Source organism: Atopomonas hussainii, assembly GCF_900109735.1.
Classification (GTDB): Bacteria; Pseudomonadota; Gammaproteobacteria; order Pseudomonadales; family Pseudomonadaceae; genus Atopomonas; species Atopomonas hussainii.
In genome coordinates this window covers 118,499-135,335 of sequence record NZ_FOAS01000013.1, presented here as the reverse complement: position 1 = coordinate 135,335, position 16,837 = coordinate 118,499, and the positions used below count along the sequence as shown (strand labels likewise).

Here is a 16,837-nt window from a genome sequence, read left to right as displayed (position 1 = left end):
ATAGCCTGACTGTCGTAAACCGCATCTTCTGTGCCTTCGTCCGAAAGACCAAAGCACTGCTGCACAACGTACAAGCGAAGCATGCGTGGCAAACCAATGCTGGGACGCCCACGCTTGCCCGTGTTGTCTGCATAGAAGGGGGCAATCTGAGCTTCAAGCAAGGTCCAAGGCGTGAGCTGCTCAAGATCGCTGAGAAATCGATCGCGGCGTGTCAGCTTTTTCTTGCCGGCATATTCGGCTTCGGAAAAGGTTTTTTGCATGCGGCTGACTCAGGCGATGGGCTTCCCGCGATTGTGCCAGCCAAGAGAGCTGCTGAGGAATAAATCAGCGTTTCCCTAGCTTTTCCAGCATTACCTTGCCCCAGCCCTAAGCAGAGCAAGCCCGCCAGCGCCTGCCTTACCTCACCTTGCGGCGTGGCATTTTGGGCGAGCAGGCGTGGCTGGCGTGGGCTGATGAGGTGGCGGCGGAGCTGTAGATTAGCCCCGCGCGCGTTCCAGCAGCGGCTTTAAGAAGCGCCCGGTGTGCGACTGCGGCATCTCGCTGACCGCCTCTGGCGTGCCGCAAGCGATGATCTGCCCGCCGCGTGAGCCGCCCTCGGGGCCAAGGTCCACCAGCCAGTCGGCGGTCTTGATCACATCCAAGTTGTGTTCGATTACTACCACAGTATTGCCGTGGTCGCGCAGGCGGTGCAGCACGTCGAGCAGCAGCTGAATGTCGGCAAAGTGCAGGCCGGTGGTCGGCTCATCGAGGATGTACAGGGTCTTGCCGGTGTCGCGCTTAGACAGCTCGCGCGACAACTTAACCCGCTGCGCTTCACCGCCCGATAGCGTAGTCGCGCTCTGCCCCAGCTTGATGTACGACAGGCCGACATCCATCAGGGTTTGCAGCTTGCGCGCCAGCGCGGGGATGGCGTCGAAGAACTCGCGGGCGTCTTCGATGGTCATTTCCAGCACTTCGTGAATGTTCTTGCCCTTGTACTTCACCTCAAGGGTTTCGCGGTTATAGCGCTTGGCTTTGCACACATCGCACGGCACATACACATCCGGCAGGAAGTGCATCTCGACCTTAATCAAGCCATCGCCCTGACACGCCTCACAGCGCCCGCCCTTGACGTTGAACGAGAAACGCCCCGGGTTGTAACCGCGTGCACGGGATTCCGGCGTGCCGGCAAACAGCTCACGAATCGGCGTGAAGATGCCGGTGTAGGTAGCGGGGTTAGAGCGCGGCGTGCGGCCGATCGGGCTTTGGTCGATATCCACCACTTTGTCGAGCTGCTGCATGCCTTCGATGCGGTCGTGCGCGGCGGGCTCTAGGCTTTCGGCACCGTTAAGCGCCGTGGCGGCCAGCGGGTAGAGGGTGTTGTTGATCAGCGTCGACTTGCCCGAGCCAGATACGCCAGTCACACAGGTGAGCAAACCTAGCGGCAAGCGCAGGGTGACATTTTGTAGGTTATTGCCGCGCGCACCGTGCAGCACCAGTTCGCGGCCATCGGCCGGGGTGCGCTGGGCGGGAATGGCGATTTCTTTCTTGCCGCTTAAATATTGCCCGGTCAGTGAGGCGGGGTTATCCATCACCTGTTGCGGGGTGCCTTCGGCCACCACTTGGCCGCCGTGCACACCGGCGCCGGGGCCGATATCCACCACGTAATCGGCCAAGCGAATGGCGTCTTCGTCGTGCTCCACCACGATCACCGTGTTGCCCAAATTGCGCAGGTGGGTGAGGGTGGCGAGCAGGCGCTCGTTATCGCGCTGGTGTAGGCCAATCGACGGCTCATCGAGGATGTACATCACCCCCACTAAGCCCGCGCCAATCTGGCTGGCTAGGCGAATACGCTGCGCCTCGCCGCCAGACAGGGTATCGGCGCTGCGGTCGAGGGTCAGGTAATCCAGCCCCACGTTGACCAAGAACTGCAAACGCTCGCGGATTTCCTTGAGGATTTTATCGGCGATCTCGCCGCGACGGCCTTCTAGGCTGAGGGTGGCGAAGTACTCGCCGGCATCGCCCACCGGCAGGCTGGTGATCGCCGGTAGGCTCTTGCTACCGACAAACACATGGCGGGCTTCGCGGCGTAGGCGGGTGCCGTGGCAATCGGGGCAGGGCTGAGTGTTGAGGTATTTGGCCAGCTCGTCGCGCACGCTTTGCGATTCGGTTTCGCGGTAGCGGCGCTCAAGGTTGGGGATGATGCCTTCAAACGGATGGCTGCGGCGCACGATGTCGCCACGGTCATTGAGGTAGCGGAAGGTCACTTCGTCCTTGCCGCTGCCGAACAGCACTTTCTTTTGGATTTTGTCGTCCAGCTCGCCAAACGGCACGTCGAGGCTAAAGCTGTAATGCTCGGCCAGCGAGCCGAGCATCTGGAAGTAATACACGTTGCGGCGGTCCCAGCCGCGTATCGCGCCTTCGGCCAAAGTCAGTTCGTGATTGACCAAACGGCGCGGGTCGAAGAACTGCTTATGGCCCAAACCGTCGCAGCTGGGGCAGGCACCGGCGGGGTTGTTGAAGGAGAACAGCTTAGGCTCCAGCTCGCTGATCGAGTGGCCGCAGGTCGGGCAGGCGAATAGTGCGGAGAACACCAGTTCTTCGCCTTCCTCGTCATCCATGGGTACGACCAGCGCCACGCCTTCGGCAAGCTTAAGGGCGGTCTCAAACGATTCGGCCAAGCGCTGTTGCAAGTCGTCGCGCACTTTAAAGCGGTCGACTACCACATCGATGGAGTGTTTCTTCTGTTTATCCAGCTTGGGCAGTTCGTCCAGCTCGTACAGGCGGCCGTCGATACGCGCGCGGACAAAACCTTGCGCGCGCAGCTCGTCGAACAGCGCCAAGTGCTCACCTTTGCGCTCGCGCACTACGGGGGCGAGCAACATGCGCTTGCTGCCTTCGGGCAGCGTCAGCACTTGGTCGACCATTTGGCTGACGGTTTGTGCTTCCAGCGGTAAGTCGTGGTCGGGGCAACGCGGCGTGCCGGCGCGGGCATACAACAGGCGCAGGTAGTCGTAGATCTCGGTAATGGTGCCCACGGTGGAGCGCGGGTTATGTGAGGTGGACTTCTGTTCGATGGAGATCGCCGGTGACAGGCCTTCGATATGGTCCACATCGGGCTTTTCCATCATCGACAAGAACTGCCGCGCATAGGCCGACAGCGACTCGACATAGCGGCGCTGGCCTTCTGCATACAAGGTATCGAACGCCAGCGAGGATTTACCCGAGCCCGACAGGCCGGTGATCACGATCAGCTGATCGCGCGGCAAGGTCAGATCGACGTTCTTCAGGTTGTGGGTGCGTGCCCCACGGATGAGAATCTTGTCCACGGCTTTGGGCCTGTCGCTGGCGGAAAACGCTCGATTATACGAAGCCACACCCCTGCGGGTAAAACCGCACAAGAGGCAGGCGCCGGACAAACTGTTACAATCCGCGCCGTTTTTACCCAGCAAGCGTCGCCTAACCATGACCGACTCCCTGTCCAGCCCCATGACCGCTCAAGAGACCCGCGCCGCCACCGGCCTTGCGCTGGTGTTCGCGTTTCGCATGCTTGGCATGTTTATGGTGCTGCCGGTGCTGGCCACCTACGGGCAAGACTTAGCCGGCGCCACGCCAACGCTGATCGGCATCGCCATCGGCGCCTATGGCCTAACCCAAGCGTTTTTACAGATTCCCTTCGGCATGGTCTCCGACCGCATCGGCCGCAAGCCGGTGATTATCGTCGGCATGCTGCTGTTTGCCGTGGGCAGCATTGTTGCGGCGCAAGCCGACAGCATCGGCGGGGTGATCGCCGGACGCATTCTGCAAGGCTGCGGCGCGGTGTCAGCGGCGGTGATGGCGCTGCTGTCGGACCTGACCCGCGAACAACACCGCACTAAGGCGATGGCGATGATCGGCATGAGCATCGGCCTGTCGTTTGCCGTGGCGATGATCGTCGGCCCGCTGCTGACCAAAGCCTTCGGCTTGTCGGGGCTGTTCTGGAGTACTGCCGGTTTGGCTCTGCTTGGCCTGCTGCTGGTGTTGGTGTGGGTGCCCACGCCCAATGCGCGGCTGTTCCATCGCGAGGCCAGCGTGGCGGGCGAAGCCATGGCCAGCACCCTGCGTAACGCCGAGCTGCTGCGCTTAAACGCCGGGATTTTTATTCTGCATGGCCTGCTGATGGCCAGTTTCGTTGGCCTGCCGCTGGCGCTGGTCGAGCACGCCGGCCTGCCGCGTGACGAGCATTGGTGGGTGTACCTCACCGCGCTGTTGGTGTCGTTTGTCGGCATGGTGCCGTTCATTATTTATGGTGAAAAACAGCGGCAGATGAAGCGCGTGCTGTGTGGCGCGGTGGCTGCGTTGTTGTTGGTCGAGCTGTATTTCGTTGTCGCCGGCACGGGGCGCACGCCGTGGGTGCTGGGCGTGATTGCCTTCTTCACCGCGTTCAATTTGCTCGAAGCCAGCATGCCCTCGCTGGTCAGCAAGGTGGCCCCCGCCGGTGGCAAAGGCACGGCGATGGGCGTGTACTCCACCAGCCAGTTTTTAGGTGCGGCGCTGGGCGGCATGGCCGGCGGTTGGCTATACAGCCAATGGGCGTTGGACGGCCTGTTTATCGCCTGCGCGCTGCTGGCGCTGATCTGGCTAGGGATTGCTGTTACCATGCGCGAACCGCCGTATGTCACCAGCGTGCGTCTAGATTTGCGAGAAACCACTGTGCCGCGCGCCGATGTAGTAGCGCGACTGGCGGCGCTGGCTGGGGTTGCCGAAGTGCTGGTGATCGACGAAGAACAAGCGGCCTATTTAAAAGTAGATAGCCAAGTGCTCGACCGAGCCGCGCTGGAGCACGCGCTGGCTGGGTCTTAAAAGACGCAGGAGAACAACATGGCCCGTGGGGTTAACAAAGTCATTTTGATTGGCAACGTCGGCGGTGATCCGGAAACCCGCTACCTGCCCAACGGCAACGCGGTGACCAACATCACCCTGGCCACCACCGACAGCTGGAAAGACAAGCAAACCGGTCAGCCGCAAGAGCGTACCGAATGGCACCGTGTGGTGTTCTTCGGCAAGCTGGCCGAAATCGCCGGTCAGTACCTGAACAAAGGTTCGCAAGTGTATGTTGAAGGCCGCCTGCAAACCCGTAAGTGGCAGGGCCAAGACGGCCAAGACCGCTACACCACCGAAATCGTCGTCGACCAAGGCGGCGTGATGCAAATGCTCGGCGGTCGCGGCAACAACGAAGGCGGCCAACGCGCCCCACGCGACAACGGCGGCTACCAGCAGCAGGCCCCGCAGCAGCAACAGCAGCGCCCGCAACAAGCGCCGCAGCAGTCCGCCCCGCAACCGCAGGCCGACTACGACAGTTTTGATGACGATATTCCGTTCTAAACGCGAGCGGCATGGAAAAGCCCAGCCACCTCACGGTCGCTGGGCTTTTTGTTGGCGGGGTGGTTGCTTAAATGATGTTCACCCCGGACTCGGGCACGAACATAAAGCAGTAGAAGCCGTATTCGACCACTAGTTCGCGGTTGTCGGTGTTGGACACTGGGCCTTGGTTAACCTGCCAGTTGGCGCTGATCGGGTTAGTGATCGGCTGGCCGGCGAAGTCGAAGTTGGTGACTTGGTCGCCGCCGTCTTTTTGCGACCAGCTGTCGCAGGCGCCGGAGGAGTTGTCGCAGCGAGCCCAGTGATAGTCGCCCGGCCAGTTGGCGTCGCCAGCGGTGGACACCATCAAGGCAACAAAATGCCCGCCCAAGTAGCCGCAGGCGGTTTGCCCTGCGCCGGGGTTGGTGCCTTGTCGGCTGGATTTGAACGCCAGTAGCGCGTCTAAGGTATTGCCGACCTGTTGCAGGCCGTCATGTTCGGCGTAGCTGGCGACCAGCGCGCCCAGCTCGGCGAATGGCTTCTGAAAATCGCCGGCAGTGAGCAGGTAGCCGCTGCGCCGCCCCGGCTGCGGGAAGGTGTTCGGGGTGATGTTGCAGCCATAGGCATAGCAGTTGTTATTGGGCTGAAAGCGGTAGGACATGTAATTGCCCTGGCAATCGCCCGCGGGGTCGTAACCGGCGGCAGCCTCACCGATCACCGTGGGGGCGTATTGCGGCACGCCGATGGTCTTCTGGCTGGGCACAGTTATCTGCACCGGAATCACGGTGGGTGCGATGTAATGCTCATCGGGTACCGCGCCATAGGCTTGGGCTTGAGTTGTTTGGTGGTAGTAATCCTGCGGGGCGATAACGCCGCTGAATTTAAACGGGCGAGTAGCGTTCATGCTGGCATCCTTTCGGGTTAGATCGTGGGTTAGAGCACGGGGTAGAGCTGGCAGGCGCAGGTCATGGCGGAGTAGTCATAGACCTGTAGCTGCAGGCTGTTGTCGGCGCCTTGGTTGGCGAAGCTGCCACTGAGCAGCAAGCGCGACGAGGCACCACCAAAGTGACCGGTATCGCTGGCCCAGATGGCTTGGTTGCTGCGGTTGTAAAACACCAGATTGCCGTCATCTTGCATGCGCAGGCGGCCGGGTAGGTCGCCTGCGTGCAGGTTGATGGGCAGGCGCCATAGCGGCTCGCTATGCCCACTGGCTAATAGCAGCGGGCCTTGCTCGGCGCAGTTCACCAGCAGGGCGCTACCATCCAGACAGCTCAGGCCTTGGTTGGCGAGCAGCTCGGGGTTTATCCGGCTGTCGAGGTAATTGACGCTGCTCATCTCGCCGTACAGGTTGCTCTGCAGCAGGGTTTGTACTTGCTGGCGAGTCCAGCCTTGCTCGTCGGCGCTGGCCATAAGAATCATCAGTTTGGCCAGCGCGGCCATCGGCGTCATATCGGCGGGGGCGAGGGCGCCCACGGCGGGTAGCCAAGCGCCGGCGGCGTAGGCGCTGCTGTTGACGGTGCCAGCCAGCACTTGCGTGCAGTTGACCAGATTGACGCCAGCTTGATTGGCGCGTGCCAAAGCCTGATAGATGGCGCCAGCGGCGGGATTGTCCGGATTGCCGGAGGGGAAGTTGCCTTCGCCGTAGGATTCCAGAATCAGCCCGCGCGCTCCGGCAGCCACCATGGCATCGACCAGTTGGGCGAGAAAACCGCTGGCCGGGTTTTGCCGGTAGGTGGCCGGAAAGGCATTCAGCTGCGCGACGGGATAATCATCTAAGCCTTGTTGCAGGCTCCGCACTAGGGCGATTTGTGTGCTGCGTTGGCTGGGGTTGTCGAGGCCTAGCTCGGCATGCACCGGGCCCGGCAGGCACAGCGCCGGGTCGATCGTCAGGCTCACGCCATATTCACCCAGCGCCGGGTAGTTGGGCGAAGAAAATGCGGCGAACTGGCTGGCGTTGGTTTTCACCACGCGGTTGCCGCGATACAGGTGGTTGTGAAAGTACACGCCCACTTCAGGGATGCCGCTCTGCGCGGCGGCTACCGCGCCGCAGAGGTTCTGGAAGGCGTCGGTGTTGTAGTTCAGGGTCAGTGGCTGACTAGTGCCTGCTTGGTAATACAGCGGCACTTGCGAGCCGGTAATGATCACCGGCTTGCTCAGCACCACGCTGGGGTAGCCCTGGGCATTCACGCTGTTGAGCAAAAAGCTCAGCGCCGCGCCGGAAAAATCCATGCTGTCGGTGCCGTGCAGAATCACAAAGCCATCGTAGTCGGCGTAATGCTCCAGCACGCCGAGGGCCATGATGCACCAGTCGCTGGGCTGCAAATTGGTGCTGTCGAGGGTGTGCGTGGCCGACTCGGGAAAGCGGATGTCGGTGAGGTAGTGGGTTTCCAGCGCGGCAAACTGCTGCTTGAGAATCGGGTCGAGCAGAGTTTGGCTAGCCTGCGCGAAGGCGCTGGCGGTCATCGGTGCGAGCGGGTTGCCGACGCAGCTGATGGTGCCGCCGGTGTTGATGATGGCAATCTTCATGGGGCCTCCTGCGCGCTGGCAGAGCTCGGGCTGAGCAGCGCTTGGCGAAGGCGGGTGAAGCTCGGCGGTGTGTGGCTGAGCAGGTGTTGCGCACTTAAGGTGACCACCGGCGCCATGGCTAAGGCGAAGGTTGCGCCGAGCTTGAGCTGGTCGGAGAACCACGGCGCCTCATAGGCTGGGGTGGTCGACCAGTTGGCGCGAATCTCGGCATCTTGCAGGTTAACGATATTGCAGAAGGCGCTGGCCGGGTCTTGCGGGTCTTTGCGAAAGGCCAAAGCGATGCTGGCTAACTCGACCAGTTCGGGATGGCTGAACGGCTGGCCGGCATCCCGCAGTTGCACCGGCGGCTGCTCTTGGCGGCGCATGATGCAGTACACGGTTTGCCCGCCGCAGGTGGGGTCGCGTTGATAGAGCGCTAGGCTGTAGGGCTGGTTGCTGACGCAGGCGCTGCCATCGCCGGCATAGTGCACGCCAAACTCACCGCGGTTCTGCTCGCGCGGGTCGCCCTGGAGCAAAATCAGCTCGTGGTTGCTGACCCGGCTGCCCAGCTGATCGATACAGGCTTGCAACTGCGCGGCGTTAGCTTTGGCCGTGCTGTTGTCCGGAGGGTTGGCGCCTTGAGCAAATACCTGCAGGCTGCTGGCTGCGCTGAGCTGCGGCAGGGCAAAGAAGGCTTCGATGCAGGCCGGGCTGTCTAAGTGCGCGACGATCAGCGTGTTACCGCTCGGTGAGGCGCAGAACACCGTGGTGATGATGCAGGAGGTGGCGCTGTCGGAGTACGCCGTTAGCGGCGTGTCGGCCAGTGCGAAGGTTTGATAGTTGCCTTGATCGACATAGTAGAAGTCGCTCTCTGGCGGGGTGAGCGGGGCTTGGTTGCCGAGCTGTAGGGTGACGTTAACCGGCTTCATGAGAGCACCTCCGCAAAGGTTTTCAGTGGGTTAGTGCGTGGGTTGCCGTTGATTTGGTATTCGCAGCTGGCCCCCGAGGCGTTGACGTTGAACAGCGCAGTGGCTTGGGTGTGAAACTCGATACCGAGGTAATCGGTTTCGCGGCAAATCGACAGCTCGGTTTGCCCGTAATACTGGTCGCTGAGCAGGCTGGTGACGCCGTGGTGCGTGGGGTCGGCCTGCAATAACGTTTCTGCGCGCTGCAAACGCAGGTAAGTGCTGTGGTTGGCCGGGTAGTGCACTGAGTCGGGTTGCAGGCGGAAGTTATTGGTCGAGACAAAAAAGCCGCTGTGGCGTTTGATCAGGCGTACCGGGTCTTGGTTGAAGGGGTTGGGCATGTACTCGATGAGGATGCAGATCGGCTGGGTTTTCTGTGGGTCGGCCCAGCCGCTGATCATCGAGATATCCGGCGCCGGGAATGGCGTGTTGGCGCCGCACGTACGGTAGAAATCGATCAGGCTCTGCGCTGCCGAGGTGGCGGTGGTGTGCGCGCTGATGCTGGCTTGATAGGCGGAAAATAGCGCGGCGACTTGGCTGTCGCTGGCGTAGTAATTGGCTGCGGTGGTGGTGTAGGTGTCGGCGGCAACAAAGGCCACACCATGGTCGTTAACCCCGGCCCAAATGCCTTGGCTGCCTTCACGGGTCATTGCCAGATAGCTATTAACGCCATTGGTGCCGGTGCGCACCTGCGGTGGGTTAAAGGTGGTGACGGGAATCAGGTCACACTGCTTGAAGGTATGAATGTTGTTGTTGGAAAAAACAGTTCCAATGGTGCACATGATGGCTCCTTGCCAATGGGCTGGAAGTGTTATGTCGTGGTTGAAAGACGGCCGAGAGTGAGGCGCGGGTAAGTGGATACTCGCCAGGGGAAGCGGTCGTCGGGGGAGGGCATGGCCGCAATGGCCTAGAAGTAGTCCTGTACATAGGCGTAGCGATAAATCCTTTTTTCGGCCTGATGAGCGTAGATCACGGCATCCTTTGCGCTGTGCACTAATCGGGCTTGGCGTCTCGGTAATAAGCTGAGAGCTATTTTGAATAAGCCTTTTTTATTGGGGGCTAGCGGTTAACTGGCCAACGTTGTGCGTTGGTTTTGTATCAGGCTTACCGATGAGCGGTGGCCTGTGTCGCAAGACGGTTGGCGCCGCCCAACAAAAAAGCCCAGCCACCTCTCGGTCGCTGGGCTTTTTTGTGCGCGGGGTTTTGCCGCCGCTGTTTGCTTTAGCCGCGGTAGTAGCGCTGCTCCACAAACGGGGTTTTGCTCACCAGCATGGGGATTTGCTTGCCGCGCACCAGGGCGAACACTTGGCTGCCTACGGGAATAAAGTCGCGGGTCACGTAGCCCATGGCCAGCGGGGCGCTTAGGGTGGGGCCGAAGCCGCCACTGCATACTTGGCCGATGGGGTTGCCGTCGGCGTCGACGATTGGGGTGCCTTCGCGCACTGGGGTGCGCTCTTGCGGTAGCAGGCCAACACGCTTGCGTTCTACGCCGTCTTTTTGCTGGGCGAAGATGCGCTCGGCACCCGGGAAGCCGCCAGCACGCGCGCCATCGGCACGGCGTGGTTTGGAGATCGCCCACAGCAAGCTGGCTTCGATGGGCGTGGTGTCGACGCTCATGTCGTGGCCGTACAGGCACAGACCGGCCTCTAAGCGCAGCGAGTCACGCGCGCCAAGGCCGATGGCTTCGACTTCGCTTTCTGCCAGCAGGCGGCGCGCCAGTGCTTCAGCGTGTTCGTTGGGCACGGAGATTTCAAAGCCGTCTTCGCCGGTGTAGCCCGAGCGGCTCACATAGCAGGTCGTGCCGAGCAGTTCGATGGCGGCGAACTGCATAAAGGTCATCTCGGCGACCGCAGGCGCTAGGCGGGCCAGCACAGCGGCGGCTTGCGGGCCTTGCAGGGCGAGCAGGGCGCGGCTGGCGTAGAGGTTTTCGATCTGGCAGCGGCTGCCGATGTGCTGCTCAAGGTGCGCGAGGTCTTGGTCTTTACAGGCGGCGTTGACCACCACAAACAGGCAGTCGTCGCTTAAGCGGGCAACCATCAGATCGTCGAGAATGCCGCCGTTTTCATCGGTAAACATGGCGTAGCGCTGCAGGCCAACCGGTAAATCGATGATGTCGACCGGCACTAAGGTTTCCAGTGCGGCGGCGGCATCGCTGCCATGCAGCATCAGCTGGCCCATGTGCGACACATCAAACAAGCCGGCGGCAGTACGGGTGTGCTGGTGCTCTTTGAGCACGCCCAAGGGGTATTGCACGGGCATGCTGTAGCCAGCGAAGGGCACCATTTTGGCGCCCAGTTCAAGGTGCAGGGCGTTGAGGGCGGTGTGTTGCAAGGGGGTGTTCATGGCGATGTCCTCGGGCTGAAAACTCAGCACTCAATAATGTTGACGGCCAGACCGCCGCGAGCGGTCTCTTTGTATTTGCTTTTCATATCGGCGCCGGTCTGGCGCATGGTGCGGATGACTTTATCCAGCGAGATAAAGTGCGTGCCATCGCCGCGCAGGGCCATGCGTGCGGCGTTAATGGCTTTGATGGCGCCCATGGCGTTGCGTTCAATGCACGGTACTTGCACTAAGCCGCCTACGGGGTCGCAGGTTAGGCCGAGGTTGTGCTCCATGCCAATTTCGGCGGCGTTTTCCACTTGCAAGGCACTACCGCCGAGCACTTCACACAGCGCGCCGGCGGCCATCGAGCAGGCCACGCCGACTTCACCTTGGCAGCCGACTTCCGCGCCGGAGATCGACGCTTGCTCTTTGTACAAGATGCCGATGGCCGCCGCGGTGAGCAAAAAGCGCTGCACGCCGTCGAGGGTGGCGGTGGGGTTAAAGCGCCAGTAGTAGTGCAGCACGGCGGGAATAATCCCCGCTGCGCCATTGGTGGGCGCAGTGACCACACGGCCGCCGCTGGCGTTTTCTTCATTCACCGCGAGTGCATACAAGTTGACCCAATCGAGCAAGCACAGCGGATCGCGCAGGCTGGCTTCGGGGCGCTCGCTGAGCTGGCGGTACAGCCCAGCGGCGCGGCGTTTAACCTTTAACCCGCCGGGCATGATGCCCTCGGTTTGGCAGCCGGCGCTGACGCAGTCTTGCATCACCTGCCAGATGGCATTGAGGCCCGCGCGGGTTTCGTCATCGCTGCGCCACGCGCGCTCGTTGGCCCACATCACCGCGCTGATCGACAGCTGTTCGGTTTGGCAGTGCGCCAACAGCTGCTGCGCGGTGCGGAAGGGGTAGGGCAGCACTGTGGTGTCGGCGACGATGCGGTCTAGCCCCACGGCGTTTTCATCCACCACAAAGCCGCCGCCGACGGAGTAGTACTCGCGCTCGCGCAGCTGCACGCCGGCGGCGTCGAAGGCGCGAAAGATCATGCCGTTGGGGTGGTACGGCAGCGCCTTGCGGATTAACGCCAGATGCTGTTTTTCCACAAAGGCGATGCGCTGCACGCCGGCTAAGTTGAGCTGGCCGCTGTGGCGAATCTCGGCCAGCCGCGCGGCAATGCTGTGCGTTGCCACTTGGTCGGGTTGTTCGCCTTCGAGCCCCAGCAGCACGGCGGTGTCGCTGCCATGGCCTTTGCCGGTGGCGCCGAGCGAGCCATACAGCTCCACGCGCACCTGCTGCACGTGGCTGAGCAGCTGATCACGCGCGAGGCCATCAACAAACCGTGCGGCGGCGCGCATCGGCCCAACCGTGTGCGAGCTGGAGGGGCCGATACCGATCTTGAACAGATCAAACACGCTTAACGACATGCGCGCCTCTTAGCCACGGTACAGCGGGAAACGAGCACACAGCTCGGTGACTTGCCCTGCCACACGCTCGTTGATGCTGGCGTTGTCTAGGTCGTCCAAAATGTCGCAGATCCAGCCGGCCAGATCGCGGCATTCGCCCACGCCCAAACCACGGGTGGTGATTGCCGGAGTGCCGATACGGATGCCTGAGGTGACAAACGGCGACTGCGGGTCATTCGGCACGGCGTTCTTGTTGACTGTGATGCCGGCGCGGCCCAGTGCGGCGTCGGCGTCTTTGCCGGTCAGGCCTTGCTTGATCAGGCTGAGCAGCAGCAGGTGGTTGTCGGTACCGCCCGACACCACCGCATAGCCGCGCTGCATAAACACATCAGCCATGGCGCGGGCGTTGGCAATCACTTGCGCTTGGTAGGTTTTAAAGTCGCTCTGCAGGGCTTCTTTAAAGCACACCGCTTTGGCCGCGATGACGTGCATCAGCGGGCCGCCTTGGCCGCCGGGGAACACCGCCGAGTTGAGCTTTTTCTCCAGCTCGGCATTGGCACGGGCGAGAATCAAACCGCCGCGCGGGCCGCGCAGGGTTTTATGCGTGGTGGTGGTGACCACATCGGCATGCGGCAGCGGATTGGGGTACAAGCCAGCCGCCACTAAACCGGCCACGTGGGCCATATCGACCAGCAAATAGGCGCCCACCATGTCGGCAATTTCGCGGAAGCGGGCAAAGTCTAAGTGGCGCGAATAGGCCGAGAAACCGGCGACGATCATCTTCGGTTGATGTTCTTTGGCTAAGCGCTCGACTTCGTCGTAATCCACTCGGCCTTGGGCGTCGATGCCGTATTGCACGGCGTTGTACAGCTTGCCCGAGGCGCTGACTTTGGCGCCGTGGGTCAGGTGGCCGCCGTGCGCCAAGCTCATGCCCAAAATGGTGTCGCCGGCTTGCAGCAGGGCCAGATACACGGCCGCGTTAGCTTGGCTGCCGGAGTGCGGCTGCACGTTGGCGTAGTCGGCGCCGAACAGTTGCTTGGCGCGGTCGATGGCCAGCTGCTCGACCACGTCGACATGCTCGCAGCCACCGTAGTAGCGCTTGCCGGGATAACCCTCGGCGTATTTGTTGGTTAGCGCCGAGCCTTGTGCTTGCATCACTTGCGGGCTGGTGTAGTTCTCCGAAGCGATCAGCTCCAGATGGTCTTCTTGGCGCTGGTCTTCGGCCTGCATCGCGGCGGCCAATTCGGGGTCAAAGCTGGACAGAGCAATACTGCGATCGAACATAGAAAACTCCTCACGAGTCCACGTTTTTATTCTTGTTGGTTTTGGAAGCGCTGAATTAATCGCCGAACGGTTCAAGCGCAAGGCGTACGGAGCGCAGCAACCGAGGCATACCGTCTGGTAGACGAGGTTGCGAGCACCGCACAACGCTGTGATTGAATCGTGCAGGCATTAAGTCAGCGTTTCCTTAGGTCAGTTACTCCTGATACGCCTCAATGCTGGGGCAGGCACAAATCAGGTTGCGGTCGCCGTAGACGTTGTCCACGCGGCCCACCGGCGGCCAGTACTTGTTCGCCACTTGCGCCGGGTTGGGGAACACGGCTTGCTCGCGGCTGTACGGGTGCGGCCACTCGCCGGCTAGCTCCAGCGCGGTGTGCGGGGCGTTTTTCAGCGGGTTGTCGTCGGCGTGCAAATGGCCGGCGGCAATCGCGCGGATTTCCTCGCGAATGGCGATCATGGCGTCGCAGAAGCGATCCAGCTCGGCCAGCGATTCGCTCTCGGTCGGTTCGATCATCAAGGTGCCGGCTACCGGGAACGACATGGTCGGCGCGTGGAAACCAAAGTCGATCAAGCGCTTGGCGATGTCATCGACGCTGATGCCCAGCTCTTTAAAGGGCCGTACATCGACTATGCACTCGTGCGCTACCAAACCATGCTGGCCGGTGTAGAGCAGCGGGAAGTGCTCCTCCAAACGCCGCGCTATGTAGTTGGCGTTAAGAATGGCCAGTGCCGAGGCTTGCTTTAAGCCGCTGCCGCCCATCATGCGCATGTACATCCACGTAATCGGCAAAATGCTCGCGCTGCCATACGGCGCGGCGCTGACGGCGCCTTCGTTACGTTCTAGCGCATGACGATGGCCGGGCAGGAAGGGCGCCAAGTGCGCCTTCACGCCAATCGGGCCAACGCCGGGGCCGCCACCGCCGTGCGGAATGCAGAAGGTTTTGTGCAGGTTTAAGTGCGAAACATCGCCGCCAAACTGGCCCGGGGCGCACAGGCCGACCATGGCGTTCATGTTGGCGCCGTCGATATACACCTGCCCGCCGTTGGCGTGAATGATCGCGCAAATCTGCCGGATGTCTTCTTCAAACACGCCGTGGGTCGAGGGGTAGGTGATCATGATGGCCGCCAAACGCTCGCGCAGCTCTTCGGCTTTGGCTTTGAGGTCAGCCAAGTCAACGTTGCCGCGTTCATCGCAGGCCACTACTACCACGCGCATACCGACCATGCTGGCGGTGGCGGGGTTGGTGCCGTGCGCCGATTGCGGAATCAGGCAGATATCACGCTGCATATCGCCACGGCTGTGGTGATAGGCGCGAATAGCCAACAGGCCGGCGTATTCGCCCTGCGAACCGGCGTTGGGCTGCAGCGACACGGCATCGTAGCCGGTGGCTTGGCAGAGCATTTCCTCCAGCTGCGTGGTCATCTGTGCATAGCCTTGGGCTTGCTCGGCGGGCACAAAGGGGTGCAGTTGGGCGAACTCCGGCCAGCTGACTGGGAGCATTTCGCTGGCGGCGTTGAGCTTCATGGTGCACGAACCGAGCGGAATCATGCTGCGGTCGAGCGCCAAGTCTTTATCGGCGAGCAGGCGCAGGTAGCGCATCAGCTCGGTTTCGCTGTGGTAGCGGTTAAATACTGGGTGCTCAAGGTAGCTGGATTCGCGCAGCAGCTCGCTGGGCAGCATGCCCGGCACGCCTTGCAGGCTGGCGAAGTCGGGCAGGCTTTGCGCGCTGGCGAACACCGCCCAGAGTTGCTCGATATGCGCAGGGGTGGTGGTTTCGTCCAGCGCGATGCCTACGCGCATTTCGTCGATCACGCGCAGGTTGATGTTTGCCGCGCGGGCTTTTTCGTGCAGCTCGGCGGTAAAGCCGGTGGTTTTCACCGTGATGCTGTCGAAGAAGTGCGTTTGCTCGACCTTCCAGCCCAGCTTGGCCAAGCCACGGGCGAGGATGCAGGTGAGCGCGTGGGTGCGCTCGGCAATCTGCTTTAAGCCCTGCGGGCCGTGGTAGACGGCGTACATGCTGGCGATATTGGCCAGCAGCACTTGTGCGGTGCAGATGTTGCTGGTCGCTTTTTCGCGGCGGATATGTTGCTCGCGGGTTTGCATGGCCAAACGCAGCGCCGGTTTGCCGAAGCGGTCGACCGACAGGCCCACCAAGCGGCCGGGAATATCACGCTTGTAGCGTTCGCTGGTGGCGAAATACGCCGCGTGCGGGCCACCAAAGCCGAGCGGCACACCAAAGCGCTGGGCGCTGCCGATGGCCACGTCCGCACCTAGCTCGCCGGGGGCTTTGAGCAAGGTTAAGGCGAGCAAATCGGCGGCCATCACCACTAAGGCACCGGCGGCGTGGCTGCGCTCGATCAGCGCGCGGTGATCGTTTACATCGCCGTGGCTGGCGGGGTATTGCAGCAGCACGCCGAAGTAGGCGCTGAAGTCTTCTTGCTGTTGTTCGTCGCCGACTTCTACCGTCAGGCCCAAGGGCTCGGCGCGGGTGCGCAGAATATCCAGCGTTTGCGGGTGGCAATGCTGCGAGGCGAAGAAGGTTTGGCTGCCCTTGTTTTTGCTCAGGCGCTTACAGAAGGTCATGGCCTCGGCGGCGGCAGTGCCTTCATCAAGCAGCGAGGCGTTGGCAATCGGCAGCGCGGTGAGGTCGCTGATCAGGGTCTGGAAGTTCAGCAGCGCCTCTAAGCGGCCCTGCGAGATCTCCGGCTGATAAGGGGTGTAAGCGGTGTACCAAGCGGGGTTTTCAAACAGGTTGCGCAGAATCGGCGACGGCGTGTGACAAGGGTAATAGCCTTGGCCAATGTGGCTGCGCAGCAGTTGGTTTTGGCTGGCGATGGCGCGCAGCTCGGCAAGGGCGGCGGCTTCGCTGATGCCGTTGTTTAGCGGCAATACGCTGCTGTCGGCAATGCTCGCGGGGATCACATGGGCTAGCAGCGCTTCAAGGTTGTCGTAACCGAGGCTGGCCAGCATGTGTTGCACATCGGCTGCACGTGGGCCGATATGGCGCGCCTGAAATTCGTTATCGGTGCTGTAGGGCATGGGGT

13 protein-coding genes are annotated in these 16,837 nt (G+C 61.7%); 3 read left to right on the top strand and 10 right to left on the bottom strand.

The features are described from left to right. Positions 1-260 (bottom strand): transposase (locus tag BMX80_RS13865; RefSeq protein ID WP_139214142.1); only part of this gene is annotated, 260 nt, incomplete at its 3' end. 131 nt (positions 261-391) lie between these two features. Between BMX80_RS13865 and BMX80_RS18085 the strand changes: the two genes are divergently transcribed. Next, positions 392-475, top strand: coding sequence for a hypothetical protein (locus BMX80_RS18085; RefSeq protein WP_071872589.1), 84 nt, complete (start codon positions 392-394; stop codon positions 473-475). A 1-nt stretch (position 476) separates the two neighbouring features. Here BMX80_RS18085 and uvrA read toward each other — a convergent pair whose 3' ends face one another. Beyond that, the gene (gene uvrA, locus BMX80_RS13855) at positions 477-3,308 is read right to left on the bottom strand and encodes an excinuclease ABC subunit UvrA (protein WP_074869556.1); all 2,832 of its coding nucleotides are present in this window, start codon (positions 3,306-3,308) and stop codon (positions 477-479) included. Positions 3,309-3,444: 136 nt separating this feature from the next. Between uvrA and BMX80_RS13850 the strand changes: the two genes are divergently transcribed. Together BMX80_RS13850 and ssb are read left to right on the top strand one after the other, a co-directional pair. Beyond that, positions 3,445-4,821, top strand: a complete 1,377-nt coding sequence (locus BMX80_RS13850; RefSeq protein ID WP_074869553.1) for an MFS transporter — start codon at positions 3,445-3,447, stop codon at positions 4,819-4,821. A gap of 18 nt (positions 4,822-4,839) precedes the next feature. Beyond that, positions 4,840-5,343, top strand: coding sequence for a single-stranded DNA-binding protein (gene ssb, locus BMX80_RS13845; RefSeq protein WP_071872527.1), 504 nt, complete (start codon positions 4,840-4,842; stop codon positions 5,341-5,343). 67 nt (positions 5,344-5,410) lie between these two features. On the opposite strand, the gene BMX80_RS13840 is transcribed toward ssb, so the two are convergent. The 8 genes from BMX80_RS13840 to gcvP form a co-directional block, all read right to left on the bottom strand. Then, a complete protein-coding gene (locus tag BMX80_RS13840; protein WP_074869550.1) occupies positions 5,411-6,223 on the bottom strand; it encodes a hypothetical protein in 813 nt (270 codons plus the stop codon). 29 nt (positions 6,224-6,252) lie between these two features. Next, complete coding sequence (locus BMX80_RS13835; protein WP_074869547.1) at positions 6,253-7,845, bottom strand: asparaginase domain-containing protein; 1,593 nt, start codon at positions 7,843-7,845, stop codon at positions 6,253-6,255. Next, positions 7,842-8,753, bottom strand: a complete 912-nt coding sequence (locus tag BMX80_RS13830; protein WP_074869545.1) for a hypothetical protein — start codon at positions 8,751-8,753, stop codon at positions 7,842-7,844. Before BMX80_RS13830 ends, BMX80_RS13835 begins: the two co-directional genes overlap by 4 nt. Continuing rightward, positions 8,750-9,571, bottom strand: coding sequence for a C45 family peptidase (locus tag BMX80_RS13825; protein ID WP_074869542.1), 822 nt, complete (start codon positions 9,569-9,571; stop codon positions 8,750-8,752). The genes BMX80_RS13830 and BMX80_RS13825 overlap by 4 nt, the downstream gene beginning before the upstream one ends. Positions 9,572-10,010: 439 nt before the next feature. Continuing rightward, positions 10,011-11,132, bottom strand: coding sequence for a glycine cleavage system aminomethyltransferase GcvT (gene gcvT / locus BMX80_RS13820; RefSeq protein ID WP_074869537.1), 1,122 nt, complete (start codon positions 11,130-11,132; stop codon positions 10,011-10,013). Between the two features lie 23 nt (positions 11,133-11,155). Then, positions 11,156-12,532: an L-serine ammonia-lyase gene (locus BMX80_RS13815; RefSeq protein ID WP_074869535.1), complete on the bottom strand. Its 1,377-nt coding sequence runs from the start codon at positions 12,530-12,532 to the stop codon at positions 11,156-11,158. A gap of 9 nt (positions 12,533-12,541) precedes the next feature. Beyond that, positions 12,542-13,795, bottom strand: a complete 1,254-nt coding sequence (glyA, locus tag BMX80_RS13810; RefSeq protein WP_074869532.1) for a serine hydroxymethyltransferase — start codon at positions 13,793-13,795, stop codon at positions 12,542-12,544. Between the two features lie 193 nt (positions 13,796-13,988). Further along, positions 13,989-16,832, bottom strand: coding sequence for an aminomethyl-transferring glycine dehydrogenase (gene gcvP / locus BMX80_RS13805; protein ID WP_074869529.1), 2,844 nt, complete (start codon positions 16,830-16,832; stop codon positions 13,989-13,991). Positions 16,833-16,837: the final 5 nt, after the last annotated feature.

What these genes read in the sequence shown, in the direction of transcription:
- BMX80_RS13825 (WP_074869542.1), bottom strand. Translation starts at nt 9,571, where the DNA reads ATGTGCACCATTGGAACTGTTTTTTCCAACAACAACATTCATACCTTC.
- ssb (WP_071872527.1), top strand. Translation starts at nt 4,840, where the DNA reads ATGGCCCGTGGGGTTAACAAAGTCATTTTGATTGGCAACGTCGGCGGT.
- BMX80_RS13835 (WP_074869547.1), bottom strand. Translation starts at nt 7,845, where the DNA reads ATGAAGATTGCCATCATCAACACCGGCGGCACCATCAGCTGCGTCGGC.
- glyA (WP_074869532.1), bottom strand. Translation starts at nt 13,795, where the DNA reads ATGTTCGATCGCAGTATTGCTCTGTCCAGCTTTGACCCCGAATTGGCC.
- gcvP (WP_074869529.1), bottom strand. Translation starts at nt 16,832, where the DNA reads ATGCCCTACAGCACCGATAACGAATTTCAGGCGCGCCATATCGGCCCA.
- gcvT (WP_074869537.1), bottom strand. Translation starts at nt 11,132, where the DNA reads ATGAACACCCCCTTGCAACACACCGCCCTCAACGCCCTGCACCTTGAA.
- BMX80_RS13830 (WP_074869545.1), bottom strand. Translation starts at nt 8,753, where the DNA reads ATGAAGCCGGTTAACGTCACCCTACAGCTCGGCAACCAAGCCCCGCTC.
- BMX80_RS13815 (WP_074869535.1), bottom strand. Translation starts at nt 12,532, where the DNA reads ATGTCGTTAAGCGTGTTTGATCTGTTCAAGATCGGTATCGGCCCCTCC.
- BMX80_RS13840 (WP_074869550.1), bottom strand. Translation starts at nt 6,223, where the DNA reads ATGAACGCTACTCGCCCGTTTAAATTCAGCGGCGTTATCGCCCCGCAG.
- BMX80_RS13850 (WP_074869553.1), top strand. Translation starts at nt 3,445, where the DNA reads ATGACCGACTCCCTGTCCAGCCCCATGACCGCTCAAGAGACCCGCGCC.